Origin of the sequence: Sediminibacterium sp. TEGAF015, assembly GCF_025997995.1 — a bacterium.
In the GTDB taxonomy this organism is placed as follows: Bacteria; Bacteroidota; Bacteroidia; order Chitinophagales; family Chitinophagaceae; genus Sediminibacterium.
Genome location: NZ_AP026683.1, coordinates 2,791,073 through 2,817,904 on the forward strand (window position 1 = coordinate 2,791,073; position 26,832 = coordinate 2,817,904).

General features: G+C 40.1%; 23 protein-coding genes. 18 read left to right on the forward strand and 5 right to left on the reverse strand.

The genetic code is table 11. The features are described from left to right. Positions 1–78: 78 nt before the first annotated feature. A complete protein-coding gene (gene fabF, locus TEGAF0_RS12440) occupies positions 79–1,332 on the forward strand; it encodes a beta-ketoacyl-ACP synthase II (RefSeq protein ID WP_264898702.1) in 1,254 nt (417 codons plus the stop codon). 3 nt (positions 1,333–1,335) lie between these two features. Next, entirely contained in the window at positions 1,336–2,043 is a 708-nt protein-coding gene (gene rnc / locus TEGAF0_RS12445; protein WP_026751148.1) for a ribonuclease III, read from the forward strand. Here the strand turns inward: rnc and mce are convergent. Next, a complete protein-coding gene (mce, locus tag TEGAF0_RS12450) occupies positions 2,038–2,460 on the reverse strand; it encodes a methylmalonyl-CoA epimerase (RefSeq protein WP_264898703.1) in 423 nt (140 codons plus the stop codon). The genes rnc and mce overlap by 6 nt on opposite strands. A 122-nt stretch (positions 2,461–2,582) precedes the next feature. Between mce and TEGAF0_RS12455 the strand changes: the two genes are divergently transcribed. The 6 genes from TEGAF0_RS12455 to TEGAF0_RS12480 all read left to right on the forward strand — a co-directional run bounded on the left by TEGAF0_RS12455 (position 2,583) and on the right by TEGAF0_RS12480 (position 10,700). Then, positions 2,583–3,800, forward strand: a complete 1,218-nt coding sequence (locus TEGAF0_RS12455) for an IscS subfamily cysteine desulfurase (RefSeq protein WP_272501739.1) — start codon at positions 2,583–2,585, stop codon at positions 3,798–3,800. Positions 3,801–3,857: 57 nt separating this feature from the next. Then, positions 3,858–4,274: a Fe-S cluster assembly scaffold IscU gene (gene iscU / locus TEGAF0_RS12460; protein ID WP_264898704.1), complete on the forward strand. Its 417-nt coding sequence runs from the start codon at positions 3,858–3,860 to the stop codon at positions 4,272–4,274. 17 nt (positions 4,275–4,291) lie between these two features. Next, positions 4,292–4,648: a HesB/IscA family protein gene (locus TEGAF0_RS12465; protein WP_026751152.1), complete on the forward strand. Its 357-nt coding sequence runs from the start codon at positions 4,292–4,294 to the stop codon at positions 4,646–4,648. Between the two features lie 117 nt (positions 4,649–4,765). Beyond that, positions 4,766–7,195, forward strand: coding sequence for a gliding motility-associated ABC transporter substrate-binding protein GldG (gene gldG, locus TEGAF0_RS12470; RefSeq protein WP_264898705.1), 2,430 nt, complete (start codon positions 4,766–4,768; stop codon positions 7,193–7,195). Positions 7,196–7,207: 12 nt separating this feature from the next. After that, positions 7,208–8,221, forward strand: coding sequence for a TerC/Alx family metal homeostasis membrane protein (locus tag TEGAF0_RS12475; RefSeq protein ID WP_264898706.1), 1,014 nt, complete (start codon positions 7,208–7,210; stop codon positions 8,219–8,221). A 4-nt stretch (positions 8,222–8,225) separates the two neighbouring features. Then, a complete protein-coding gene (locus tag TEGAF0_RS12480; RefSeq protein ID WP_264898707.1) occupies positions 8,226–10,700 on the forward strand; it encodes a bifunctional UDP-N-acetylmuramoyl-tripeptide:D-alanyl-D-alanine ligase/alanine racemase in 2,475 nt (824 codons plus the stop codon). Positions 10,701–10,727: 27 nt separating this feature from the next. Here TEGAF0_RS12480 and TEGAF0_RS12485 read toward each other — a convergent pair whose 3' ends face one another. Beyond that, positions 10,728–11,654 (reverse strand): tetratricopeptide repeat protein, encoded by a 927-nt coding sequence (locus TEGAF0_RS12485; RefSeq protein WP_264898708.1) that lies wholly within the window; start codon positions 11,652–11,654, stop codon positions 10,728–10,730. Between the two features lie 152 nt (positions 11,655–11,806). Here TEGAF0_RS12485 and TEGAF0_RS12490 point away from each other — a divergent pair, with 152 nt between their 5' ends. The 9 genes from TEGAF0_RS12490 (at position 11,807) to TEGAF0_RS12530 (ending at position 23,009) form a co-directional block, all read left to right on the forward strand. Next, a complete protein-coding gene (locus tag TEGAF0_RS12490; protein ID WP_264898709.1) occupies positions 11,807–12,406 on the forward strand; it encodes a PorT family protein in 600 nt (199 codons plus the stop codon). Positions 12,407–12,443: 37 nt separating this feature from the next. Next, the gene (locus tag TEGAF0_RS12495; protein WP_264898710.1) at positions 12,444–14,381 is read left to right on the forward strand and encodes a hypothetical protein; all 1,938 of its coding nucleotides are present in this window, start codon (positions 12,444–12,446) and stop codon (positions 14,379–14,381) included. A 144-nt stretch (positions 14,382–14,525) separates the two neighbouring features. Beyond that, positions 14,526–15,203 (forward strand): lipoprotein signal peptidase, encoded by a 678-nt coding sequence (locus TEGAF0_RS12500; RefSeq protein ID WP_264898711.1) that lies wholly within the window; start codon positions 14,526–14,528, stop codon positions 15,201–15,203. Positions 15,204–15,346: 143 nt separating this feature from the next. Further along, the gene (locus TEGAF0_RS12505) at positions 15,347–16,510 is read left to right on the forward strand and encodes an ATP-binding protein (protein ID WP_264898713.1); all 1,164 of its coding nucleotides are present in this window, start codon (positions 15,347–15,349) and stop codon (positions 16,508–16,510) included. A 9-nt stretch (positions 16,511–16,519) separates the two neighbouring features. Continuing rightward, on the forward strand, positions 16,520–18,142 hold the full coding sequence (locus tag TEGAF0_RS12510; protein WP_264898715.1) for an amidohydrolase: 1,623 nt from the start codon (positions 16,520–16,522) through the stop codon (positions 18,140–18,142). A gap of 38 nt (positions 18,143–18,180) precedes the next feature. Next, positions 18,181–18,861, forward strand: coding sequence for a response regulator transcription factor (locus tag TEGAF0_RS12515; RefSeq protein ID WP_264898717.1), 681 nt, complete (start codon positions 18,181–18,183; stop codon positions 18,859–18,861). Beyond that, the gene (locus TEGAF0_RS12520; RefSeq protein WP_264898719.1) at positions 18,851–20,116 is read left to right on the forward strand and encodes a sensor histidine kinase; all 1,266 of its coding nucleotides are present in this window, start codon (positions 18,851–18,853) and stop codon (positions 20,114–20,116) included. Before TEGAF0_RS12515 ends, TEGAF0_RS12520 begins: the two co-directional genes overlap by 11 nt. A 46-nt stretch (positions 20,117–20,162) precedes the next feature. Then, the gene (locus TEGAF0_RS12525) at positions 20,163–20,582 is read left to right on the forward strand and encodes a PepSY-like domain-containing protein (RefSeq protein ID WP_264898720.1); all 420 of its coding nucleotides are present in this window, start codon (positions 20,163–20,165) and stop codon (positions 20,580–20,582) included. Positions 20,583–20,591: 9 nt separating this feature from the next. After that, the gene (locus tag TEGAF0_RS12530) at positions 20,592–23,009 is read left to right on the forward strand and encodes a TonB-dependent receptor domain-containing protein (RefSeq protein WP_264898721.1); all 2,418 of its coding nucleotides are present in this window, start codon (positions 20,592–20,594) and stop codon (positions 23,007–23,009) included. Between the two features lie 297 nt (positions 23,010–23,306). Here TEGAF0_RS12530 and fumC read toward each other — a convergent pair whose 3' ends face one another. Together fumC and TEGAF0_RS12540 are read right to left on the reverse strand one after the other, a co-directional pair. Continuing rightward, positions 23,307–24,707: a class II fumarate hydratase gene (fumC, locus tag TEGAF0_RS12535; protein ID WP_264898722.1), complete on the reverse strand. Its 1,401-nt coding sequence runs from the start codon at positions 24,705–24,707 to the stop codon at positions 23,307–23,309. 41 nt (positions 24,708–24,748) lie between these two features. Then, the gene (locus TEGAF0_RS12540; protein WP_264898723.1) at positions 24,749–25,528 is read right to left on the reverse strand and encodes an enoyl-CoA hydratase/isomerase family protein; all 780 of its coding nucleotides are present in this window, start codon (positions 25,526–25,528) and stop codon (positions 24,749–24,751) included. A 56-nt stretch (positions 25,529–25,584) separates the two neighbouring features. Here TEGAF0_RS12540 and TEGAF0_RS12545 point away from each other — a divergent pair, with 56 nt between their 5' ends. After that, positions 25,585–26,424: a hypothetical protein gene (locus TEGAF0_RS12545; RefSeq protein WP_264898725.1), complete on the forward strand. Its 840-nt coding sequence runs from the start codon at positions 25,585–25,587 to the stop codon at positions 26,422–26,424. On the opposite strand, the gene TEGAF0_RS12550 is transcribed toward TEGAF0_RS12545, so the two are convergent. Next, positions 26,421–26,828, reverse strand: coding sequence for a cobalamin B12-binding domain-containing protein (locus TEGAF0_RS12550; RefSeq protein ID WP_264898726.1), 408 nt, complete (start codon positions 26,826–26,828; stop codon positions 26,421–26,423). The two genes, TEGAF0_RS12545 and TEGAF0_RS12550, sit on opposite strands and share 4 nt — an antisense overlap. Between the last annotated feature and the right edge of the window lie 4 nt (positions 26,829–26,832).

Below are 26,832 nucleotides of genomic sequence, written 5' to 3' on the forward strand. Positions count from 1 at the left end.
TCTATTTAGTTAGGAATAATTTTAATCCGCCTTCTGATAAATTTGGAAGGCGGATTATAACATAAACAGGTTTGTTGTATGCAATTAAAGCGCGTAGTTGTTACAGGTATTGGTACTATTACTCCCATTGGTAATAATCTGGAAGATTATTGGCAGGGGTTACTAAATGGTATTTCCGGTGCTGCACCTATCACTTTATTTGATGCAAGTAAATTCAAAACCCGTTTTGCCTGTGAAATCAAGGGCTTTGACCCAACCAGTTTCATGGAGAAAAAAGAAGCCAGAAAGCTGGATCGCTTTGCACAATTAGCTATTTATGCAAGTGATATGGCAGTGGCCGACGCCAAAATATCTGCAGAAAACATTGATGCAGATAGAGTAGGGGTGATTTTCGCCAGCGGTATTGGAGGTCTCCGAACTTTCCAGGAAGAGATGATGAATTTTGCGGCCGGAGACGGAACGCCAAGATTCAATCCTTTCTTTATTCCTAAAATGATATTAGATATTGCAGCGGGTCAGATTTCCATGCGTCATGGATTTCGCGGCCCCAACTTTGCTGTGGTAAGTGCCTGTGCATCCAGCACCAATGGCATTATTGCAGCAGTAGATACCATTCGTTTAGGCAAGGCCGATATCATTATTAGTGGTGGATCAGAAGCCGTTATTAGTGAAGCAGGCGTTGGAGGATTTAACTCCATGAAAGCCATGAGCGAAAGAAACGATGATCCGGCAACAGCCAGCAGACCTTACGACAAAGACAGAGATGGATTTGTAATGGGAGAAGCAGCAGGTTGTTTGGTATTAGAAGAATACGAACACGCCGTTAAGCGTGGTGCAAAAATATATTGTGAGATTGCTGGTGGCGGCGCCACTGCAGATGCATACCATTTAACCGCTCCACATCCGGAAGGATTGGGTGCGCGTAACGTAATGATTGCTGCATTAAAAGATGCAGGTATGCAGCCCGATGAAATTGATTATATCAATACCCATGGAACTTCTACTCCATTAGGCGATGGTGCAGAAGTGAAAGCGATTACTGAAGTGTTTGGCAGCCATGCGTATAATTTAAATATCAGTGCAACCAAATCTATGACCGGACATTGCTTAGGTGCAGCCGGAGTAATAGAAGCCATCGCATGCATTCAGAGTGTGATTCATGATATTGTTCCCCCTACAATTAATCACTTCACAGATGATCCTGAACTGGATCCGAAATTGAATTTTACTTTCAACAAGCCACAGCAAAAAATTGTACGTGCAGCTTTAAGTAATACATTCGGATTTGGCGGACACAATGCCTGTGTGATCGTGAAAAAATTCGTAGCATAACAAGTGCAATTTTTAATAAAGCTATTTAAACCCAAAGCTGCTTCTGCATTTGAAGAACAGCTCAGCAATATGCTTGGCATCAGGCCGGGTAACTTGCAATTGTATCGCAGTGCCCTGAGTCATCGCTCTGTTAAGGAAACACCTGATGAGAACAATGAGCGGCTTGAATTTCTGGGAGATGCGGTACTGAGTGCGGTTGTAGCCGATTATCTTTTTAAATTATATCCCTACAAAGGCGAGGGATTTCTGACGGAAATGCGATCCAAAATGGTGAACCGTCAGCAGCTGAATGATATAGCCCTGAAAATGGGTTTGCGAAAATTAACTTTCTACAACAAGTTTGACAACGCATTAAAGGGTAGTCAGATTTTTGGTAATACGCTGGAAGCATTAATAGGAGCAGTCTACTTAGACAAGGGTTATCCCAAAACCCAGAGCTGGATACTGAAACAGATTGTGATTCCACATTTGTTTATGGAAGACCTGGAAGTGATTGATATCAATCTGAAAAACAAACTGATTGGCTGGGCCAATAAAAACGGCAAGACCATCACGTTTGAAATGGCCGATGAAAAGTTAGAAGGCAACCGCCGCGTATTCACCATGAATGCCGTACTTGATGGTGAAATATTTGCACAGGGAAAAGCCGGTAACAAAAAAGACGCCAGTCAGATTGCCGCGCAGGTCGCAATAGAAAAACTAGGATTATAGAACGTGCGCATCCGGGTGATGGATCTCCTGGCACAATTCAATTAATACCCCATTGGTTCCTTTGGGATGTAAAAAGCAAACCAGTTTATTGTCCGCTCCTTTTTTGGGCGTTTCATTCAAAAGGGTATATCCTTCTGCCACCAATCTTTGCATTTCGGCATGAATATCGGTTACATCAAAAGCAATATGGTGCATGCCTTCTCCTTTTTTGCTAATGTATTTGGCAATCACACCCTCCGGATCGGTGGAAGCCACCAATTCAATTTTAGATTCCCCGGTTTTAAAAAAAGCCGTCATTACTTTTTCAGAAGCCACTTCTTCGGTTTTATAGCAGGGTGTATTGAGCAATTTTTCAAAAACCGGGATACTGACAGCCAGGTCATTTACTGCGATTCCAATATGTTCAATTTTATTCATGATGAATTTTTTATATATAGGGTTACGAATTGAGGAAAAACAACTCCTGTGTTAGCCCTGCGCCAAAATTATAGAACCTATTGTTATACTTTTGCGTTATAAGCAAAAACAAGCAATCATTTATGTTGAAGTTACCTGTTTACTTAGACAATAACGCCACTACACCCATGGATCCAAGAGTTTTGGAAGCCATGTTACCTTATTTTACCGAGCATTTTGGTAATGCCGCCAGCCGTAACCACCCTTTTGGATGGGAAGCAGAAGAAGCGGTAGACTATGCCCGTGAGCAAGTAGCCAAATTAGTTGGTGCCGATCCCAAAGAAATCATTTTCACTTCCGGTGCAACCGAAGGGGACAACCTGGCTATCAAAGGTGTTTATGAAATGTATGCTTCAAAAGGCAACCATATCATCACTGTAACTACTGAACACAAAGCGGTTTTAGATACCTGCAAACACCTGGAAAGAGCGGGTGCAGAAGTAACTTACTTAGAAGTGAAGCCTGATGGCTTAATTGATTTACAACAGTTGGAAGCGGCTATCAAGCCTACCACCATTTTAATTGCGGTAATGTATGCCAACAATGAAATTGGTGTGATTCAGCCGGTGAAGGAAATTTCTGCCATTGCTAAGAAGCACGGTGTATTGTTCTTCTCCGATGCGGTACAGGCTGTAGGTAAAATTCCGGTAGATGTAAACAAGGATGGCATTGATATCATGGCATTCACTGCACACAAAATGTACGGTCCAAAAGGAATCGGTGCTTTGTATGTGCGTCGTAAAAACCCACGCGTTAAAGTAACTGCCCAGATGGATGGCGGTGGCCATGAGCGCGGAATGAGAAGTGGTACTTTGAACGTTCCCGGTATCGTAGGTTTTGGTAAAGCATGCGAATTGGCCCGTTTGGAAATGGCTGATGATGCTGCACGCCTGAGCAAATTGCGCGATAAACTAGAGAACGCTTTAATGAGTCTGGAAGAAGCATATGTAAACGGAAACAGAGAACACCGTTTGCCACATGTTGCCAATATCTCTTTCAAATATGTAGAGGGAGAAGGTTTGTTGATGGGCTTTAACAAGAACATCGCCTTGTCTTCTGGTTCTGCCTGTACTTCTGCTTCTCTAGAGCCAAGCTATGTTTTGAAAGCTTTGGGATTAGGAGACGATTTAGCACATAGCTCATTGCGTTTTGGTTTAGGAAGATTTACTACTGAAGAGCAGATTGACTATACTATTAAAGCCGTAAGCGAAACCGTATTGAAACTAAGAGATATGAGCCCGTTATGGGAAATGTTCAAAGAAGGAGTAGATATGGATAAAATTGAATGGGCACACCATTAATAGTGGTCCCAACAAACAACAAAACTATTAAACCCTAACAAAATAAATTAACATACTATGGCATACTCAGAAAAAGTAATTGACCACTACAATAATCCTAAGAACGTAGGTACATTAGACAAGTCTAAGAGCAATGTAGGTACGGGTTTAGTAGGTGCTCCGGAGTGCGGGGACGTAATGCGTTTACAAATTGAAGTAGACGATGCAACTGGTGTTATCACCGATGCTAAATTCAAAACCTTTGGATGTGGCTCTGCCATTGCTTCTTCATCATTAGCAACTGAGTGGTTAAAAGGTAAAACTTTGGATCAGGCAGTAGCTATCGACAACATGGAACTGGTAGAAGAATTGAATCTTCCTCCGGTAAAAATCCACTGTTCTGTATTGGCTGAAGACGCTATAAAGAGCGCCATCAACGATTACAGAAAGAAGAACGGTTTGGAAGAACTGGTGTTCGAAGAAAGAATTCACTAATTGTTAAATAGCATTGTATGAGTGAGATAGCTGCAGAAAATAGCATATACGTAAGCGACAAAGCCAAGGCCAAAGTAAAACAACTGATGGACGAAGCTGGCGTTGCTGGCGACCCAAGCTATTTTTTAAGAGTAGGTGTTGTGGGTGGAGGTTGTTCCGGATTAAGCTATAAGCTGGATTTTGACAACGAAATCAAACCCATGGATCAGGTTTTTGAAGACAATGGTGTAAAAGTAGTCACCGATTTAAAAAGCTTCTTATACCTGGTGAATACCGAGCTTGATTTCTCTGATGGATTGAATGGTAAAGGGTTTTATTTCAATAATCCCAATGCCAGCAGAAGTTGCGGATGCGGAGAAAGCTTTGCGGTTTAAAAACTGAAGCATATTCGCCATTGCTTTTCTGCGACAGACTTTGTTAAATTAATAGCAATCAATAGTAAAACCCCGATTCGTCGGGGTTTTTGCGTACAAAAACTTTAGATTTGGGCCATGTGGAAGATCTGTAAAAAAGAGTGGCAACAGTTTTTTGCTTCTTTAACCGGATACCTGGTACTCAGTGTATTTTTAGGTGTAACAGGATTATTGTTTTTTGTATTTCCAGAAACCAGTCTGCTCAATTTTGGGTATGCCAGTTTAGCGCCGTTTTTCCAATTAATGCCCTGGCTTTTGTTGTTTTTAATTCCGGCCATTACCATGCGCAGTATATCAGACGAAATGCGCACGGGCACTTTCGAAATTTTACAAACCCTTCCCTTGTCACTCAGGCAAATTATTGCAGGAAAATACTTCGGCACTTTATTAATTATTGCAGTAGCATTGTTTCCAACAGTGATCTATGCCATCTCCATGCAGGCTTTAAGTATTACCGGTGGGATTGACACTGGCGCAACCATTGGGAGTTATATCAGTTTGTTCTTACTGGCCGCAGTGTATGCTGCCATTGGGATATACGCCAGCAGTGTAACAACCAATACCATTGCGGCATTCGGGTTAGGGGCGATTATCGGCTTTGCTTTATTTGCCGGATTCAGTTCTGTAGCACAACTGCCTTTGTTCAATGGCGGCATGGATTATTATATTGAACTGCTGGGCATACAAATGCATGCAGCTAATATCAGCCGCGGTGTGATGGCGCTTTCCGATATTTTATATTTCATTGGACTGATTGTGTTTTTTCTGTATCTCACTCAATTACAGTTAAAGCCATCAGGTAAGTCAAAAAAGCAAATGGGGATTGCTGTGCTTGCAATGATTGCGATTGCATTTGCTGGATCCAGATTAAACCAAAGACTCGATTTAACCGAAGACAAAAGATTTACGCTGAGTCCTTCTACCATTCGCATGTTGGAAAAAATTGACTCAACGGTTAAAGTCGAAGTTTTTTTAACGGGTGAATTATCTGCGGATTACAAGAAGCTCAGTCTGGCAACAGCGGATATGCTGGAGGCTTTTAATAGTTATGCCAACAACCAGATCAAAGTAGATTTTATTGACCCGGTAGAAGGGCTGGCAGATGATACGGCCAAAGCTATGCGTTATGATAGTTTGCAGAAAATGGGCGTAGTGTTTGAGCAAGTAAATAATCAATGGGTATTGCCATCAGCATTAGTGTATTATCGCAAAGGACAGGCACCTATTCCGGTAGATTTAAGAAGCAGCAGAAAAATTTACAAACAGTTCAATGTTATTGCAGAAGAACCGCAGGAAGATGTGGAAGCCACCCGCAATGCAGCCGAAGCACTACTCGAAAACAAGTTTGCAACTGCCATTGATAAAATGACCCGACTGGATGTGCCCACCATTGCCTATGTAGTAGGAAATGGACAACCCACCGATTTAACGGTGAACGATTTGGGAGAAAGTTTGCGCAACGAATACCGTTTGGGCATATTCAACTTAAAGCAGGGTTATCCCGATGCATCCATCATTAAGACTTTACTGATGGTAAAGCCCAAAGAATCATTTACAGACGAAGATTTGCTAAAGCTGGATCAGTATGTAATGAACGGAGGCAATATTATCTGGTTCATTGATAAACTACATGCAGAATTGGATAGCTTAAAAAGAACAGAAGGGCAGTATACGGCATTCGACAGAGGATTGGGACTAGATGAATTGTTATTTAAATACGGAGTAAGAATCAATGGAGACCTGGTACAGGATTTAAATTGCTCCAAGATACCCTTGGTGGTAGGCCGCAATCCGGATGGAAGTATCCGCATGCAAAGAATGCCCTGGCCATATTATCCATTGCTCTCTTCCAGAACACCGAATCCTATCTCGGCCAACTTAGACAGGGTATTACCCATATTCCCCTCGAGCATTGATACGGTAATGGCCAAAGGAATACAGAAAACCATTTTGCTATCAACCGATTCCAGTAGCAGAATCCTTCCTTCTCCGGCAGTGGTTTCACTCAATAGTGTGCAATCAGAAGAAGACCTGTATAGTTTTACCAAATCGTATATACCGGTTGCTGTGTTACTGGAAGGCAAATTCAATTCTTTGTTCAGTAACCGTTTGCCTAAAACGGTAATGGATTCTGTAAAACAATTTACCGGTAAATCCTTCCTGGCAAAAGCAAAAAAAGCCGGGAAGCAGATTGTGGTAGCAGATGGAGATATTGTAACCAATGAAGTCAGCCAAACCACAGGGCCTTTGCCCATGGGTATGATACAAATGGAAAACTATCGTTTTGCTAACAAGGCTTTCTTTTTGAATAGTGTAGATTATCTGTCTTCGGATAATTCATTGTTTGAAAGCCGAAACAAAACAGTAGTCCTGAGATTGCTGAACAAACAAAAATTACAGGAGCAAAAGACTTTATGGCAGGGGATTAACGTACTTTTACCCGTCATTGTAATTCTGCTGACCGGATTTATTTTCCAGTGGTGGAGAAAAAAGCAATACAGCATTTAATTAAAACGCATCATGAGCGCACATCAAATTGTTTATCTCGTATTCGGAATTGTACTAACCATTGCACTGGCATTTGACCTTGGATTGCTAAGTAAGAAAAATAAAACGATCTCTATCCGTCAAGCATTAAACCAAACCATGTTCTGGGTAGGGTTGGCTATTGCCTTTTTTGTTTTCTTATGGATAGAAGGTCCGGCTCTGGCATTGGAAAGTGCTGATGCAACCGGAGAAGTCAGCAGACACCAGTTGCCATTTGAATTTTTGAGTGCTTATTTGATGGAGTGGAGTTTAAGCATCGACAATATTTTTGTTTTCATTCTGATCTTTAATTCCTTTAATGTTAAGGAAGCGTATTACTCAAGAGTATTGTTGCTGGGAATATTGATGGCCATCATCTTCCGTGTATTATTTATCACATTGGGTGTGGCACTGGTAGCCAAGTTCTCATGGGTACTCTATATTTTCGGCGGATTTTTAATTTATACAGGGTATCATATGTTCAAAGCCAATGAAGATGAACAGTTTGATCCGCAAACATCCAAGATTTACAAGTTCTTAAAATCCTTCCTGCCCTTGGTGAACCACGATGGTGGTGGAAAATACATGATTCGTGAAAATGGTAAACCTGTATACACTACTTTATTTGTAGTAGTGGTATTGCTGGCAGCCATTGACCTGGTATTTGCACTGGACTCAATTCCTGCGGTGATGGGTATTTCCAAGGATCCTTTGATTATTTACACTTCCAATATTTTTGCTGTACTCGGATTGCGTTCTTTGTTCTTTCTATTGAGAGGAGCAGTAACCAAGTTTGATTATCTGCAGCAGGGTATTGCCATTGTACTGGTGTTCATTGGCATAAAAATGCTGGGGGAACATTACCTGAGTATGTGGATGAGCAAAACCAGTCAGGTAGCCCTTTCGTTGGGAGTGATTGTATTGTGCATTTCAGGTTCTATTATGTATTCAATTGTTCTTGAGAAGAAAGGAACGCCAAAAGATTACATAGACGATTCCGTAAAGTAAATCTATGCCTTACTGTCTGGGTGATATCGCCGCTATTTTACAGCAGAACATTTCAGCGAATGCTGCCCTGCCCGTAGAATACCTGGTAACCGATAGCAGAAATATTATTGATCCTGCAAAGAGTATTTTCTTTGCCATCAAAGGTCCGCGCCGTTCCGGAATCAGTTTTGTAAACGAAGCCTATCAGCAGGGGGTACGCATTTTCATTATTGAAGAGCCTATTGATGCATCATTGTATACAGATGCAGTTTTTATACAAGTACCCAATGTAATTGCGGCACTGCAGCAAATTGCAGCCCATCACAGAAAGCAGTTTGCCATTCCGGTCATAGGCATTACCGGCAGCAATGGAAAGACCATTGTAAAGGAATGGTTGTATCAGTTATTGCAATCCGATTATCATATTGTAAGAAGCCCACGGAGTTATAATTCTCAGATAGGTGTGCCGTTGAGTGTATGGCAAATGAATGCACAACATACACTGGCCATTTTTGAAGTAGGTATTTCTGCAAAAGGAGAAATGCAGGCATTGGCCAATATTGTTCAGCCAACTATAGGTGTATTCACCAATTTAGGAGAAGCCCATAATCAGGGATTTGATCATCCAACTCAGAAGCTGGAAGAAAAATCCAAACTATTTCAGCATACCCCTTTGATAGTCACAGCGGCTGATTATATGCCTGCTTCTTTTTTGCAACACAAAGGAGTAGTTGCGTGGGGATCAAAACCGCAGCTAATCAATGGCCACTCTATTCCGCAACTATTGGTAGTAAAGCAGGAGAAGCGGCAGACGGAGACCATCGTTTCGCTTCAATTCAGAACAGAAAGTTTTGAACTGTCTTTGCCATTCACAGATGAAGTTTCCGTTCAGAATGCACTCACATGCGTATTGGTCCTATTGCAGCTGGGCTATGCGTTTCCTGTTATTCAACAGAGAGTAAAACAATTGCAGCCGGTAGAAATGCGTATGCAGTTAAAGCGTGCCATCAATCAGAGTTATGTATTGAACGATAGTTACAGTAACGATAAAGTATCTCTATCCTTAGCGCTACAGTTCTTAAAAGAGCAGGCAGGAAATCAACCCATTGTAGCCATCCTCTCTGATATTGTAGAGTCGGGTGAATCGCAGGAGCAGTTATATAATCATGTGGTACAGCAATTGCAGAATGCGGGTGTAAAAGAATTGTATGCAGTGGGTCCGCAAATGTGCAATTATTTTAAGGAAGCGCAATTCCCATTCAAAGTTTACTGCTTTGAACAAACCAGCAATTTGCTGGAAGCCTTGAATGAATCGCATTTCCAGCAACAATATATTTTACTGAAGGGCGCAAGAAAATTTGCCTTTGAGCAGGTAGCGCATTGGTTGGAACAGCAGGTGCACCAGACCATCATGGAGATCAATCTCACCGCCATGGTGCACAATTTAAAAGAATACCAATCACTGCTGAAGCCTCAGACCAAAATGATGGCCATGGTAAAAGCTTTTGGCTATGGCAGCGGGGCAGGCGAAGTGGCCAGAAGATTGCAACAGCAGCAGGTAGATTATTTATCGGTTGCTTATGCAGACGAAGGGGTAACGCTTAGAAAAGCGGGTATCCATTTGCCTATTATGGTCATGAGTGCCGATGAGTATTCTTTTGATGCCATGGTGAATTATTCACTGGAACCTGAATTATTTTCCTTCCCTATTTTAGAAGCATTTCATCAGTATATAGCACAGCAGGGTTTGCCACAATATCCCATTCATCTCAAAATCAATACGGGAATGAACCGGCTGGGTTTTGATATGGGAGAAATAGACAAGCTATGCAATTGGTTACAACATCAAAAATTACTGCGGGTAAAATCTGTGTTGAGTCATCTGGCGGCAAGCGAAGACAAAAAGGAAGACGCTTTTACACAGCACCAGGTAGATCTTTTTACAGAAGCAAGTAATAAAATTGAAAAAGCATTGGGATATCCGGTTGTTAAACATATTGCCAATACAGCAGCTATTCGCCGAAATCCCAATTGGCAGTTTAATATGGTGAGACTGGGCATAGGATTATATGGTGCCGATAATGTGCAGGACAAAGAACTTTCCTTACAAACCGTAGCCACTTTAAAAACAACCGTTGCACAGGTAAGACACCTGAAAGCAGGAGAGACGGTTAGCTACAATCGCTCGGGTGTATTAACAAGGGATAGCATCATTGCAACGGTTAGAATTGGATATGCGGATGGTTATTCCAGAAGAATGGGAAACGGGAATGGAAAAATGTACGTACGCGGAGGTATAGCCCCCACCGTTGGTAAAATCTGTATGGACATGTGTATGATAGATGTAACAGATATACCCGGTGTAAAAGCAGGAGACCCCGTTGAAATTTTTGGAAAACATATATCCATTCAGGAAGTGGCCAAAGCAGCTGATACCATTGCTTATGAAATCATGACAGGCATTAGCTTACGGGTGAAACGCGTTTACATAGAGGAGTAGCCATTTGTAAGATTTCAATAATTGGTCTTATTTACAAAACTGCTTCTTCAGCAAAGCTGCCTGCAAACTACCTAATTTTTCTGCCTGAGAAAAGTCGCTGCAGGATCCTGACTTATCGTTCATTTTTTGTTTAGCCTGTGCCCTCTGTAAAAAGAAGGGAGCAACCTTAGGATTAAATAAAATGGCTTTATTATAAAACTTAATGGCCGTTTTAAAATCACCTGAACTGAAATACGTATTGGCCAGTTGAAAATAAAGCATCTCGTTACTATCATCAATTTCAATAGCCAGATTCAGGTCCAGAACAGCAGCACCATAATTACCCAGGGCCTGCCTGATTTCGGCTCGTATTCTGTAAGCTTCTGTTTCGTTTTCATCTAAATCAATGGCTTTATTGCAATCCTGTAAAGCCCCGTTCATATCCATCATGGCTTTTTTTACAGAAGCACTGATTAGCAAGGGTTCCACTTGATTGGGAGAAGCTTTTACTACTTTTTTAATGTCTTCCAATGCTTCTTCCAGCCGATTCAATTTCAACAGGGCTTTACTTCTGTTTATATAGGCATCTGCATAGGTTATATTTTTTTCGATGGCCTTGTTAAAAGCCTGAAGTGCTTCTTCGGGTTTATCCTGCTCCAGCAGAATTGATCCCCTTTGATTAATGGCTTCCACATTCTCTGGCATGAGTTGGATGGAATGGTCCAGGTCGGCAATGGCCTCTTTCAGCAGTTTTAATCCCGCATGCGCTTTACCCCTTAAATAAAAAGCACGGGAAAGCAGTTCAGCGTTTTTTTCGGCAGCAATCACTTTGTTGAGGCCCGGGATGGCTTCTTTAAAATTTTTAAATAATACTTTATTATTCGCGGCTTTTAATAAATCGCTGGTAGACTGCGCCTGAATGGGGTGTAAAATGGTGTTTACAGCAATCAATAACAGCCAGTAAATTTTGTTCATGGTGCTTATCTCTTGGAACTTTAATTGGGGGCTGCAAAGTTCTGTAATGGAGTGATTTTCAAGTACCTATTTATAGGTAATCGTATTTAAAGTTATCAATTTTTAGGGAAAAGTTAACCAAATTTTATATTTTTAGCCTATAACAAACTAATATGAAACTAAAACTTTTATTCACCACCGCTATTCTGGCTATTTCAACCTTCAGCCTGCTGGCTCAGGACAAAAAAAGGAAAGAAATAGGATTCCTTGTTGGGCTGCAAAGATCCAATCTTGATTATAATCAAATTACCACTATGAACGTTTCGGAAGAAGCAAAGAGCAATATTGGTGGATCGTTTTTTCTGAATTCCAGATTAATTGGTCATTTTATTACCCTAAGAACCGAATTGGGATTTTATTCCAAAGGCGGAACCTATAGAGGCGGAACCGTAGATGAAACCAATCTGTCTTATGTAGCAGCGCCCGCATTGATGCTGCAAACAAAAATTGGCTTTTTAAAAGCATATGCTGGTCCGCAATTGGGTTTCCTGATTACGGCTAAATCCAAAACCGGAAATCTAGAACAAGATGTAAAAGCTGCATACAAAACCACCGAATTAATGGGTGTGGTAGGAGCAGAAATGAATTTGCCATTGCGATTAATGGCGGGTGTTCGCTATAATTTTGGAATATCCAATATCAATGAAATTGCTCAGACAACCAGTAGACCCGGCATGTATATGCTATATGTTGGATTGAGATTACATAAATAAGAAGCCCTCCCCCCAGGCTCGAAAGAAACGATACGTCATGAAGGTGATAAAGCTTTTTACGCTTGCACTTGGTTTGGTATTGCTGAGCCAACTGGCAAGTGCCCAAAAGAAGATTCAGGTAAATATCCAGGTAACCGATGTCCATTTGAAATATTCAAATAAGAGCGGAACCGACCCGAGAATTAAATTCTTCAATAAACAAGACAATGCATTATTAAATCCTAAGGATGCAGAAGGATTTAATTGCTTTCATTTAGTTGATTTTAAGCAAACCGATGCCATGGTAGATTACGCATTGTTACCCATAGAATGGGATTTAAGCAATGGATCGGCTATTGGTTTAAAAATGGAAGCTTTTGAAAAAAACAAGAAGAAAGGGGATTGTGATTTTGATGGAAGTGGCCTGTTCAATAAAGATAAAATGCATGAGTTTGGCGAATGGGTGATCGATTTAAAAACCATCAAGCCAGGTGTTTCCTCCAATAAAATGTCGGTGACAACATCCGGTGGAAATTTCTCTATTGAGTATAAAATAAAATATTCCTTACCGGCAGCGGATGCCATTGTGCTGGATAATCCAACTGGAAAATATTGCAGCAATACCAAAGTAAAACTAACTACAGGGGCATCTCTTTTGCCTAATAAAGAAGATGTATTGTACAAATGGGAATACCAGCTGGAAGGCGCAACCGGATGGAGTTTGTTAACTACTACTTCTGCACCGGAATTACAAGTGTCTATGGGGGATGTGTTAAAAGCACAGCCCGTATCCAATGAAAAAATCAAGGTAAGGGCTTCCTTAATGGTGGGATCAGAACTGGGTATGGCATCAGAGACCAGCTTTGTTTTCATGCCCGCTGCGCCTACTTTGCAGTTAAGTGATATCACTGTAGCCAATACCTGTAAGGATCTTTCTGAAGGGATAGTAACCATCAGAAATATTCAGGGCTTTACAGAAAAGTATGCACTGCAATTAAAGCCCACTGATAAAATTGTAAAAACAACAGATGGTTCTGCTCAATTCACAGGCATCGCCAAAGGACAATACCAGCTGGTATTAACCAATGATGATCAGAATCAGGGAGTATGCAATGTGAGTTATCCAGTTGTGGTTAATGAGCATCCCGCATTGACGGAAGGTGCCAAAAAAATAAATCCTGTTTCCTGTAATGGTTTGTCGGATGGCTTTGTATTTGTAACTGTCGGCGGTGGTAATCCCGCAGCACTCAGAGCTACTATATTACCACAGGCAGGTACAGTAACCATCAAGAACCGTGAAGTTAATTTTAACGGACTTCCTGCAGGAAAATATACCATTCAGGTATTGGATTCCTGTAACAATAAAGTGGAGTTTATCGCAAATATCACTGAACCTGTTGCTGCTAAAATTAATGTAACCAATTTGGTAAAAGCAACTTGCACGGAAACACCGAACGGTTCGTTTACAGTAAATATTACACAGGGAGTTGGTCCATTCCGTTATGTATTAATAAAGACAGAAACCAAAAAGGAAATCGTTAAAACAGAGTTCACGAATATGCCCACCTGGATGTTCAATAATCTACCAGCCGGCGAGTATACCGTAATGGTTTACTCAAACAACAGCGATGTATGTAAGCCGGTAGAAAGAAAGCTTCGCATTGAAGAATCTGTTCTGGAAGTAGAAGTGAAAGTAACCAGAAATGTTCCGGCAACCAGCGAAGAGTCCAAGAACGGGGTGCTTCATTTTGCAGCTGTAAACAATACCTTACCATTGCAATACATTCTGACCAATCTTACCAGCAATCAGGTGTATAGCAATACAACAGGATTGTTTGACAATATTCCTGCGGGCAGGTATACACTGGCATTAAAGCGTGCCGATACCAATTGTGGTGATATGCAAAAGATTAGTGAAGTATTTACGGTAACCGCAACGCCGGTGCAGATTGTGGAAGACACTACTAAAAAAGATACTTCTAAAGCAGGGAACTAAAACTAAAGTAACCCAACTGTGATAAGGCTTTATCAGGCTTTTCACGTATAAGATATGAGCAGTCAGCCCTTCCGGCTGGCTGCTTTTTTTATGATTTTTTACTATTTCTGCCCCTTATCTTTGTTTTTACGATAAAATTGAACCGTGAAAGCAAAACAGATTATCCTTCTTATACTCGCGATCCTGCTGATTGATCAGGGATCCAAGTTCTATATTAAACTGAATTTTTATACCGGTGAAGAGCACAATGTGCTGGGCACCTGGTTCAGGCTGCATTTTGTAGAAAATGAAGGCATGGCCTGGGGCTGGAAGTTTGGCGGCGAATTCGGTAAAATTGCCTTGACTTTGTTCCGATTGGTAGCGGTTATCTGGGGTAGTTTCCTGATCCGGAATTTTATCCGTCAGAAACAGCACAAGGGATTCTTGATTTGTGCTGCGCTGATTTATGCTGGTGCATTGGGCAATCTGATTGATAGTCTTTTTTACGGGTTGATTTTTGAAGCCAGCAATCCTTTTACTCAAAACGTAGCAACCTTTTTACCAGCTGGCGGAGGCTATGCCGGTTTGTTTCATGGGAAAGTGGTAGACATGTTGTACTTCCCCATTATCACCAACTCACATTATCCAACATGGATTCCGATTGTTGGTGGCGAAGAGTTTGAATTTTTCAGACCCGTATTCAACGTGGCTGATATGGCTATCTCTATTGGTGTAATCGCCATTTTAATTTTTCAGAACAAGTTCTTCAATAAGCATGAAGAAGCCCAGCACAACACGGTTGTGACGAATGCAGATGTGAGCGACAAGACGCAGATTTTTTAAATTACGCCATTCCATTTTTGCAAATTTTTGCAAATCTGGAGTTTGATTCCATTTTTACATATATTTGCAAATCTGGAGTTGGATTCCATTTTTGCAGATTTTTGTAAATCTGGAGTTTGATTCTATTGTCAAAACAGGGTGATATGGCAAAATTGATTAAAAGGGAGATTTTTGCTCAGGCTGAATTTAAGTTGAGTCAGTTCAGGGCTTTATGTATTACAGGTCCAAGGCAAAGTGGTAAAACTACTTTGAGTAAGATGCTGTTTAAAGACAAGCCATATGTAAATTTTGAAACTCCCTCTACCCAAGCTGCTTTTCTGGAAGCCCCTCAGGAATTTTTAAAAAAATATAATAAGGGCGCCATATTTGATGAAGTACAGCGTGTGCCGCTTATATTCAGGTATCTGCAGGAAATGCTGGATAAGAATACCCAACGTGGCCAGTATATATTAACGGGGTCTAATAACTTTTTACTGCAGGAACAGGTGTCGCAATCTTTAGCAGGAAGAGCTGGATATTTGTCTTTATTGCCGCTGAGTTTTGAGGAAATATCGTCAGCGGGTTTGCCTTCAAAAACAGTTGATGAGCTCATTGTAAATGGAGGCTATCCGGAAATATGGCAGGAAAAGCTACAGTCTTCAGTTTGGCTGGAGAGTTATGTGCAAACCTATGTGCAGCGTGATATTCGTCTGCTTAAAAACATCAATGATTTAGCCACTTTTAGTCGGTTTGTATTTTTGTGCGCCAATCATGCAGGACAGTTGGTAAATAGAGAAGCTTTGGCAAAAGGCACAGGTGTTGATACAAAAACGATACAATCCTGGTTGGGTCTATTAGAAAGTAGTTTCTTGGTTTATCAATTGCAACCATGGTTTAATAATGCGAATAAACGCTTAATCAAGAGTCCCAAATTGTATTTTTATGATACTGGATTATTATGTTATCTATTAGGGATACAGAATAAAACACAACTAAGAAAACACCCTCAATACGGAGCCATTTTCGAAAACTGGATCATCTCTGAAATTCAAAAAAACCGTATAAATGAGGGGGATACAAAGCCCATGTATTTTTATAGAGATAGTACTGGAAACGAAGTTGATTTACTCGTTCATAAAAACAATGAGCTATTTGCTGTGGAAATTAAATCTTCTACAAAAGTTGATTCGTCTATGCTTAAAGGGTTGAATCATTGGAACAAATATCATCCGGATGCTAATACTTTATTAATTTACGGGGGAGAGAAAGCCGATGAAATAAAGCCCAATCAAAACATATTGCCCTGGAATCAAATTAATCAGTTTTAATAAATAAAAATGAAAAAAATATTCTTCCTTTTTTTTGTTGCAGCACTAACTGCTTGCAACTCAAATAAAGTGGATACCATTGTACACCACGCTAAAATTTATACTGTAGATTCTGCCTTTACTGTGGTGGAAGCCATGGCTATTAAAGATGGTAAAATTGTAGCAACCGGAACCAATGATGACATCACTGGTAAATACAAGGCGGACAGTGTAGTAGATGCCAAAGGAGCAGCGGTGTATCCTGGATTTATTGATGCACATGCCCACTTCCTGGGATATGCATCTTCTTTGTTTCAGGTGGAGTTGTACAATACCAGCACCTGGGAAGAAACGGTTGATCGCATAGTAGCATTTGCCAAAGCACATCCGGAAATTAAATTCATACAGGGGAGAGGATGGGATCAGAATAAATGGCCCGGCAAGAAATTTCCAACCAACGAATTGCTGAATAAATATTTTCCAAACACACCTGTGGTAATTCAGCGGGTGGATGGCCATGCTTCTATCGCTAACGATGCTGCTTTGTCATTAGCTGGCATTAAGCCAGGTGATAAAGTAGTAGGTGGAGAAATTGAAACCATCAATGGAAAACTGACCGGTGTCATGATTGATAACGGAGACGCAGCTGTATATGCCAAGATACCTGCTCCAACCAAAGAGGAATGGGCAAGCTGGCTGAAAACAGCAGAGAAGAATTGCTTTGCACAGGGGTTGACCACCATTACGGATTGCGGGTTAAGCCACCAGGATGTGGATTTAATAGATGGTCTGCATAAGAGCAATCAATTGAACATGCGCCTGTATGTAATGTTGTCTGATAATCCGGACAATTACAATGTGTACTTAAAGAAAGGTCCATATAAGACCGATAAATTATTTGTGAACGGATTTAAAGTGTATGCCGATGGCGCACTGGGAAGCCGCGGTGCTTGTTTATTAAAACATTATACTGATAAACCAGGATGGGGTGGATTTTTATTGCGCAACAAAAGCCACTACGATTCATTGGCCAATGTGTTGAGCAAGACAGAATTTCAAATGTGTACCCATGCTATTGGAGACAGTGCAAACAGGGAGATCTTAACCATCTATAACAAATACTTGCAACCAGGCAACGACAAGCGCTGGAGAATAGAGCATGCACAAATTGTAGCACCCGAAGATTTTCAGTTGTTTGGCAAAGTGAATGTAGTTCCTTCAGTACAACCCACGCACGGAACAAGTGATATGTACTGGGCAGAATCCAGACTGGGTAGGGAAAGAATGAAAGGCGCTTATGCATTCAAAGATTTATTGAAGCAGAATGGATGGATTCCATTGGGAACTGATTTCCCGGTAGAAGATATTTCCACTTTTAAAACTTTCCTGGCTTCCGTTGTGCGCAAAGATGCAGCAGGTTATCCTGCAGAAGGATTTCAAATGGAGAATGCATTATCCCGCGAAGAAACCATTAAGGGCATGACCATCTGGGCTGCCAAAGCAGGATTCCTCGATAAAGAAGTTGGAAGCCTAGAAGCAGGGAAGAAAGCAGATTTTATTATTCTGGATAAAGACCTTATGTCTGTTCCTGAAACTGATATTCTGAAAACAAAAGTTACGGCAACTTATCTAGGTGGTAAGCGGGTGCATTAATTCAGTATTTCTTCAGAATCTGAATACTACCTTTAGGTATGAAAATTTTAATCATAGAAGATGAGAAAGACCTAGCCATGAGCATGTGTCAGTTCTTATCGGAACATGATTTTCTTTGCGAATGGGTAATCACCAGGGAATCTGCACTTGATAAAATAGGTATTTATGAATACGATTGTATTCTGTTAGATCTAATGTTGCCAGATGGCGATGGCTTTGAAATCTTGAAAGCCATTCGCTCTCAAAATAAATTGGAGGGCGTAATTATTATTTCAGCCAAAGACACCCTTGAAACCAGAATTGAAGGATTGCAAATGGGGGCAGACGACTTTTTAATTAAGCCCTTTCATATTTCTGAGTTGATGGTCAGGATTCAGGCATTAATCAGAAGACGTAAGTTCAGTGGTAGCAATCGATTGGTTTTTAATGAAATTGAAGTGGATTATCTCGAAAAGCTGATTTTTGTTCACCAGAAACCTGTTGATTTTACCAAGAAAGAGACCGATCTGTTGTTTTATTTAATCAGTAATAAAAACAGGGTTTTATCAAAAAACGCCATTGCAGAGCATCTTTCAGGCGATATGGCTGATATGCTCGATAATCATGATTTTGTATATGCCCATATTAAGAATCTAAAAAAGAAATTGATGCAAGCTGGTGCAGGAGATTATATCAAGTCGGTTTACGGGCTTGGCTATAAATGGGAATATGAAAGCTAAGTTGCTCCATAAAACGCTAAGGTTTTACCTTTATTACGCAGTTATCTTGTTTGTAATTGCATCTCCTGTTTTTTATTTTGTAATTCAGCAGTTGTATCAACGTGAAGCAGACGATACGTTACAATTGCACAGAAATGAGTTTGTTATTAATGTCCTGCCGAATTTTTCACAGAATGACGTTGTTAATTGGAACAAGTTCAATAGAAATATTCAGCTGATTCCAATTAATACTTTTCAGAACGACACCTTCTTTACCACCAATTATTATGATTCTTTAGAGGCAGAGCTAGAGCCATATCGGGTATTGAATTCTACCATTGTTTTAGATGGTAAATTTTATCAGTTTTCCTCAAAATTTAATCTGGTTGAAAATGAAGATATCATCCGCAATATCTTTTTATTGTTTCTTGGTATTTTACTTTTATTGGTACTCGGGATTCTCATCATCACAAAAATAATTTCAGTATCACTGTGGAAACCTTTTTATAGTGCACTCGATCAGATTGAAGCGTTTGAAATTGATAAGCGCTTTACTTATACCGAAATAAAATCAAGCGTTGCAGAATTTGATCGACTCAATAACAGTGTGAAGAAACTGATTGAGAAAAATCTGGATATTTATCAGAATCAAAAAGAGTTTATAGAGAATGCGGCACATGAATTACAAACCCCTCTGGCAGTATTCAAGGCTAAAGTAGATGCATTGATGCAATACCCCGATTTAAAGGAGGAGCATTATGTCATTATTAATTCCATTCATGATAATGTATCTAAGCTTTTTAGAATCAATAAAAACTTATTACTATTATCTAAAATTGAAAACAGTAGTTATCAGCAATCAGAATCAATTTCATTAATTGGGGCTCTATCTAAAAACATTGAATTCTTTAAGGAACAGGCAGTCACTAAGCAAATACAAATTGAGACATTTTATGCTTCTGATATTACATTAAATGCAAACACAGTCTTGTTGGATATTTTAATCAGCAATTTATTTCTGAATGCTATTAAGTATAATCTCGAAAATGGATTTATTCGAATTTCAATAGCCAATAATATCCTTTATTTTGATAATACTGGGATTGATAAGGCTTTGCCTAAAGAACTATTGTTTAAAAGGTTTTCTATGCAGAACGTCGGGGAAAATAGCTCTGGTCTTGGGTTATCTATTATAAAAAAAATTACTGATCTCTATCGATGGACAATCGATTACCAATATAAGGATGGATACCATCAATTTCAGGTCAGATTTTAAATTCAAGATTTCTTCAGAATCTCTTTGCAATTTTGAAATAAAAAACATGAAGTACTTACAATTTATTTTAGCGCTTACATTGGCTACAGGCCTATTTGCTCAGTCTGTTCCAACTTCAAAGGTTCCTGCAGCAGTTCAATCCGGGTTAACAGCGAAATTTCCCAAAGCAACCAAAGTAAAGTGGGATAAAGAAGGTAATGATTTTGAAGCGAGTTTTAGTGTGGAAAATCGAAGTATGTCCATTCTGTTGAATGCCAAAGGAGAAATTCTTGAAACTGAAGAAGAAATTGCAGCCAACATGGTGCCTGCTGCAGCTTTAGCCTATGTGCAAAAAAATTATCCAAAGACTACCATCAAGGAAATGGCAAAAATTACCAAACAGAATGGGGTAGTTGTGTACGAATTGGAGATTAAGGGTAAAGATTTATTATTTGACACGAATGGTAATTTAGTAAAGAAAAATTAAGGGACTAAAATGAGCCGAATTTCAAAAATCTATTTCCTCTTATTTTTTGCACTGCCATTTGCCATTGCAGCACAAAAGCAGAATATTACACTTTCAGGGCAGGTTATGAATGCCAGGGATAAATCACCCTTGGCATTTGTGAATGTTATATTGAAGAAAAAAGTAGATTCCTCTTTTGTTACAGGTGCTGTGTCTAACGAGCAAGGAAGATTTGTGCTCAGTGCCGTTCCTACGGGTAATTACATTGTTGAGTACCAAATAGTAGGTTTTGAAAAGCTAAGTAAGAGCATACTGATAGGGTCATTAAGTGCATTTTTAGATTTAGGAGTTGCAGATTTAGTAGCAACTACAAATACTTTACAGGAAGTAGTGGTTAATTCAAACAAGCAAAATGATATCAGTAATGCAATGGATAAAAAGACGTATTCTCTGGCCAACAATATCAGCCAAACAGGAGGTTCGGTTTTGCAAGCTTTGAAAAACTTGCCCGGAATAACCAGTGGTCAGGATGGTAAGGTTGCATTGCGGGGAAGTGATAAGGTCGCAATTCTGATTGATGGACGTCAAACGGCTTTAACAGGTTTTAATAGTCAGTCTGGTTTAGAAAATTTACCCGCATCTGCAATTGAAAAAATTGAAATTATCAACAATCCATCTGCTAAATACGATGCAAATGGGGCAGCTGGTATTATCAACATTATTTTCAAAAAAAACAAGCAGGAAGGTTTTAATGGAAAAGTAGGACTAACAACAGGTTTAGGAGCCCTTTGGCAAAAAAAGGAAAACCTGCCAGATATTCGTCCACAATACCAACGCACTCCCAAAATCAATCCTTCCTTATCGCTTAATTACCGTAAGAAAAAGATCAATGCTTTTTTTCAAGGAGATTGGTTGTACACTGAAACGTTGAATAAAAACGAATTTGTAACCAGAACCTATCAAGACGGAACGGTTATTAATCAACAAACAAAACGAAACCGTAATACACACTTTCTTACGACCAAAGCAGGCTTAGACTGGAATATCAGTGAGAATGACCAATTTTCTGTTTCGGTACTTTATGGTACTGAAAAAATAATGGATAGGGGAGATGAGCCATTTTTCAATAAAGATTTATCCAATCGTTTAAGATTGTGGCAATTCTTAGAAGACGAGTTAAAGACAACTGTAATGGCTTCGGTTAATTATGTTCACAAGTTTAGTCAACCCGGTCATCAACTCAACATTGGTTATAATTATACCTTTCACCGCGAAGACGAAAAGTATTTCTTCGAAAATAAAATGCCAACGTATACTGGCCTGGATTCCTTTAAAGTGCTTTCTGATGAACATGTTTCAGACTTTAATCTAGATTATACCAAGCCTTTACCATACGGACATATTGAAGCAGGGGTAAAATTTAGGTATCGTAATATTCCAACCAATATGACTTTTAAGCCAGGAATCAACTCGCCTTTGGATACAGGTGCTGGTGGTCAGGCAACTTATTCTGAAGTAATTCCTGCAGCCTATGCCAATTATGTTTTTGAAAATGAAAAGATAGAAGCTGAGGCAGGCGTAAGGGTAGAATATGTAAACTTAAAGTATAAAGTAAATCCCAACCACAATACCTATAAAAGTGATGGATACAATTATACTGAACCTTTTCCCAATATTCGGCTGGCATATAAATTTAATGAGCAAAGTAAAATCTCTTTATTTTATACCCGAAGGGTGGATAGGCCGAACGAAGTGGACATCAGAATCTTCCCTAAGTACGATGATGCCGAAATTATCAAAGTAGGCAATCCGGGCTTGAAGCCACAATTCACCAACTCAATTGAATTGGGTTATAAAACATCTTATAATAAAGGTTTTTTTTATGCCGCTGCCTATCGAAAAAATACAAAAGCAACAATTAACAGAATTGCCACGCAAGTGCCTCCGAGTACCTTGATTTATAACGTTTTCCAAAATACGGGGAATAGCAGTAATACGGGCGTAGAATTCATTTGGCAAAATTCCTTTTCAAATGTTTTCTCTCTAAATGCCAACTTGAATATTTATCAGAACATCATTGAGGCATTCAGTGTGGTAAATCAATATCCAGTTACCTCTCTTTATACAGCAGCGCAAGACAAGCTAACTTCTGGTAATTTTAAATTGAATGGCACGTTCAAGCTTTCGTCCAATTCCGAATTGCAGGTAGCCAGCATATACCTAGCCCCGGATTTAATCCCACAGGGAAAAGTAGGCACCCGCTATTCCTTGGATATTGGTTTTAAAAAACAATTAAGGGATAAGAAAACGGAACTTTTGATTAATGCAACAGATCTATTGAACACCATGCGGGTAAAACGTGAAATTAAAGGTGCAGGATTTACATTAGTCAGCAATGACTATTATGAAACACAGGTTTTTAGAATAGGGTTAATGCATAAGTTTTAACACCCAATCATGCTGATACGAGCATTTCTCAAATAACTCGCACGCATCAATAGTAAAGTAATGGAATAGAGGAGGGGGTAATTTTTAAGGGTCTAGAAATAACAGGAGATTATATAAATATAGAAAGTGGATGCTGATTCGAGCATTTCTCAAATTTTAATTTTGATGAATAAACATGTTTTAATATTTATTCTTTTAAAATTTGAGGGCAGCGAGAATTGGCATCCACTTCTATTTTAAAGAACTATTATTTGAGGGCAGCGAGAATTGACAAATACCCCTTACGAATATTACAATTTACTTTAGTTCCCCTACCATTTGCGAAGGCACCACCCACAGATCAAACTCTTCCGCAGTAAGGTACCCAAGCTTAATCGCCATTTCTTTTAAAGTAGTTCCTTCCTTGTGAGCTTTCTGTGCAATTTCAGCAGCTTTGTAGTAACCAATCTTGGTGTTAAGTGCAGTCACCAACATCAAGGAATTGTTTACGTGCTTCTGAATATTGGCTTCAATAGGTTCAATACCTACGGCGCACTTATCGTTAAAGCTTACACAACCATCGCCAATTAAGCGGGCGCTGTGTAAAAAGTTGTAGATCATAACAGGTTTGAAAACGTTCAATTCAAAATGACCGTTAGAGCCACCGATATTAATAGCCACATCGTTACCCATTACCTGTGCAGCAATCATGGTTAGAGCTTCACACTGCGTTGGGTTTACTTTACCCGGCATGATAGAAGAACCTGGCTCGTTGTCTGGAATAAACAATTCACCAATACCACTTCTTGGTCCGGAAGACAACATACGGATATCGTTCGCGATCTTCATTAAGCTTACAGCAACAGTTTTCAAAGCACCATGTGCTTCAACGATTGCATCATGTGCAGCCAATGCTTCAAATTTGTTTTCAGCAGTAACGAATGGTAAGCCAGTAAGGGTAGCAATATGCTTGGCCACATTTACATCATAGCCTTTTGGTGTATTGATACCTGTTCCTACCGCGGTGCCACCTAATGCCAGTTCACTTAAGTGTGCAAGGCTGTTCTTGATAGCTTTTAATCCATGGTTCAACTGAGAAACATACCCGCTGATTTCCTGACCTACGGTTAAAGGAGTAGCGTCCATGAAATGTGTACGGCCAATCTTTACAATATGCATGAAAGCTTTGCTCTTAGCTTCCAATGTATCGCGTAGTTTTTCAATACCAGGAATAGTCGTCTCCACTAAAATTTTGTAAGCCGCAATATGCATGGCAGTAGGGAAAGTATCGTTACTGCTCTGAGACTTGTTTACGTCATCATTCGGATGTAAGAACTTGTCCTTGTCGGTTAAGCTTCCGCCTTTTAATACATGACCACGATAAGCAATTACTTCGTTAACGTTCATATTGCTCTGTGTACCGCTACCAGTCTGCCAAACAACCAATGGGAACTGATCACTTAAAGTGCCGGCTAAAATTTCGTCACATACTGTGCCAATCAATTCAGCTTTTTCAGCTGGCAAAACACCAGCTTCCATATTGGTTAAAGCTGCTGCTTTCTTTAGATAAGCAAATGCCGCAATAATTTCTTTTGGCATTTTATTAATGTCCTGCGCAATAGGAAAATTCTCAATACTGCGCTGTGTCTGTGCGCCCCAATATACATGTGCAGGTACTTTCACCTCGCCCATGGTATCTTTTTCTATTCTGAATTCCATATGTTGGTTTTTATCGGTTTAATTTTAATGTTTCGCGAAATCTACTTCCCCGCAAAATTCGCTTTGCGTTTTTCTAAAAATGCAGATGTGCCCTCTTTCATATCTTCCGTTCCAAAGCAATTGCCAAACTCTGCAATCTCAACACTGTAGCCATTTACATTTTCTTTGTACACTGCATTTGCACTAAGTATACAACCTGCAACCGCCAGCGGCGCTTTCTCATTAATCATAGATAAAATAGAAACCGCTTTTGCAATCAACTCTTCAGGAGTTACCACATAGTTCACTAATCCGTATTGTAAAGCAGTAGCGGCATCAATCATTCCTGCACTCATCAATAATTCCAGTGCACGCCCTTTGCCAATCAACTGCACCAGACGCTGTGTGCCACCATAGCCAGGAATCAATCCCAGGTTCACTTCCGGCTGCCCGAATTTTGCGTTGTTAGATGCAATGCGGAAATGACAACTCATCGCCAGTTCACATCCACCCCCTAATGCAAAACCATTTACGCAAGCCACAACAGGCTTAGGAGAATTTTCAATTTTGAAAAAGATGTCCTGGCCTTTTTTTGCAAGGGCCATTCCCTCTGCAACGGATGCACCCACAAATTCACTGATATCTGCACCGGCAACAAATGCTTTAGGACCTGCGCCAGTAATGATTACAGACTTAATATCGGCATTGCTATACACTTCATCCATGGCCGCACTTAAGTCGCTCATGACTTGTTGATTCAGTGCATTTAATTTGTCCGGACGATTAATGGTGATAGTGAAGATACCCTGGTCGAGGGCAGTCAATAAAGTTTGGTAAGCCATCTCGTTAAATTTGGCGCAAAGATAAGCCAGTTGGGCTATTAAAGGGCTTTTTAATAATGTTAAAGCAGGAATCATCTTACATTTGGTTCATGCGTTTTTTCTATATATTTCTAGCTCTTCTGGGGTTTTCCACTCAGCTTACCGCACAGAAAATGTTTGTGGCTGAATCCTCCTCTACCGCATTGGAAGAAGACAGCAGTTCAATCCATAAATTGTATATCCGTCCATTTATTACAGATGATGCCCGGGTTGTTGGAAAGAAGCTGGCCCAATTGGAATCATGGGTTCGCTTCGACAAGGAAGCAGGTCAACATTGGTTGTTGGGGGCTTATGGGCCCAATAAGAAACTTGAAATAACCGTGGGGGGTGTTTATGGGTATCAGAATGAGCACAATAGCAAAAAGACTTTCGCTTATGCACTACCATTACTGCAGGCAAAATTTTTATTCAAGGAATATAAACCTAACAAGGGGCCCGGTTTGGGAATGGCAGTAGGAACTTTTTTGCCCGTTGGACAAGGTAGTTTTAAACCTGATGGGTATGGAACTTTTGGTTATTTCATTGTTTCGCAGTGTTTTGGGAAAGGAGAGCAGTTTCTCTTCCATGGAAATCTCGGGGGCAATTATTTGCACGTTGATGGTTCCAATAATTTGATAGCCACCTGGGGAATCGGAACGCAGATCAAAGCATACAAAGGATTACACTTTGTTGGTGAGATATTTTCCGGCGATCCCTATATACCCGGAACCGGTACTTCCTGGCAAGCCGGTTATCGGTATATCGTTAGCGACTTTCTTCAAATTGACATGACCATCGGAAATGGTATTGCAGGCACCACCAAAATGCCCTTCTGGTTTAGTGCAGGAGTTAGGATTGTAAGAGAAAATTTATTTTAAAAGGGTCTGTTAACCTTCACCCATTCCTTTATATAATTCGCAATATCGGTAGTTGAAGTGCCGGGGGCAAAGAGTTCCCCAACACCCATATCCTTGAGGGATTTCATATCGTCTTCAGGTATGATCCCGCCGCCGGTAAGCAGCACATCATTCAAACCTTTTTCTTTCATTAAACCAATGACTTTAGGAAAAACGGTCATATGCGCCCCGCTCAAAATGCTGATGCCAATGGCATCCACGTCTTCCTGTAAGGCAGCGTTCACCACCATTTCAGGGGTTTGTCTCAGGCCGGTATAAATTACTTCCATGCCTTCGTTGCGCAAAGCGGTGGCAATAATTTTTGCTCCGCGATCGTGTCCGTCTAATCCCACTTTTGCTACTAAAACCCGAATAGGTCTGTTCATATCA

Bases quoted from the DNA above. Each gene is read 5' to 3' on its own strand.
- iscU (WP_264898704.1), top strand. From the start codon at position 3,858: ATGGCATACTCAGAAAAAGTAATTGACCACTACAATAATCCTAAGAAC.
- mce (WP_264898703.1), bottom strand. From the start codon at position 2,460: ATGAATAAAATTGAACATATTGGAATCGCAGTAAATGACCTGGCTGTC.
- gldG (WP_264898705.1), top strand. From the start codon at position 4,766: ATGTGGAAGATCTGTAAAAAAGAGTGGCAACAGTTTTTTGCTTCTTTA.
- TEGAF0_RS12485 (WP_264898708.1), bottom strand. From the start codon at position 11,654: ATGAACAAAATTTACTGGCTGTTATTGATTGCTGTAAACACCATTTTA.
- TEGAF0_RS12465 (WP_026751152.1), top strand. From the start codon at position 4,292: ATGAGTGAGATAGCTGCAGAAAATAGCATATACGTAAGCGACAAAGCC.
- TEGAF0_RS12525 (WP_264898720.1), top strand. From the start codon at position 20,163: ATGAAGTACTTACAATTTATTTTAGCGCTTACATTGGCTACAGGCCTA.
- TEGAF0_RS12495 (WP_264898710.1), top strand. From the start codon at position 12,444: ATGAAGGTGATAAAGCTTTTTACGCTTGCACTTGGTTTGGTATTGCTG.
- TEGAF0_RS12475 (WP_264898706.1), top strand. From the start codon at position 7,208: ATGAGCGCACATCAAATTGTTTATCTCGTATTCGGAATTGTACTAACC.
- TEGAF0_RS12455 (WP_272501739.1), top strand. From the start codon at position 2,583: ATGTTGAAGTTACCTGTTTACTTAGACAATAACGCCACTACACCCATG.
- TEGAF0_RS12545 (WP_264898725.1), top strand. From the start codon at position 25,585: ATGTTAAAGCAGGAATCATCTTACATTTGGTTCATGCGTTTTTTCTAT.
- TEGAF0_RS12480 (WP_264898707.1), top strand. From the start codon at position 8,226: ATGCCTTACTGTCTGGGTGATATCGCCGCTATTTTACAGCAGAACATT.
- TEGAF0_RS12510 (WP_264898715.1), top strand. From the start codon at position 16,520: ATGAAAAAAATATTCTTCCTTTTTTTTGTTGCAGCACTAACTGCTTGC.
- TEGAF0_RS12550 (WP_264898726.1), bottom strand. From the start codon at position 26,828: ATGAACAGACCTATTCGGGTTTTAGTAGCAAAAGTGGGATTAGACGGA.
- fabF (WP_264898702.1), top strand. From the start codon at position 79: ATGCAATTAAAGCGCGTAGTTGTTACAGGTATTGGTACTATTACTCCC.
- TEGAF0_RS12515 (WP_264898717.1), top strand. From the start codon at position 18,181: ATGAAAATTTTAATCATAGAAGATGAGAAAGACCTAGCCATGAGCATG.
- TEGAF0_RS12490 (WP_264898709.1), top strand. From the start codon at position 11,807: ATGAAACTAAAACTTTTATTCACCACCGCTATTCTGGCTATTTCAACC.
- TEGAF0_RS12540 (WP_264898723.1), bottom strand. From the start codon at position 25,528: ATGGCTTACCAAACTTTATTGACTGCCCTCGACCAGGGTATCTTCACT.
- TEGAF0_RS12520 (WP_264898719.1), top strand. From the start codon at position 18,851: ATGAAAGCTAAGTTGCTCCATAAAACGCTAAGGTTTTACCTTTATTAC.
- fumC (WP_264898722.1), bottom strand. From the start codon at position 24,707: ATGGAATTCAGAATAGAAAAAGATACCATGGGCGAGGTGAAAGTACCT.
- TEGAF0_RS12505 (WP_264898713.1), top strand. From the start codon at position 15,347: ATGGCAAAATTGATTAAAAGGGAGATTTTTGCTCAGGCTGAATTTAAG.
- TEGAF0_RS12530 (WP_264898721.1), top strand. From the start codon at position 20,592: ATGAGCCGAATTTCAAAAATCTATTTCCTCTTATTTTTTGCACTGCCA.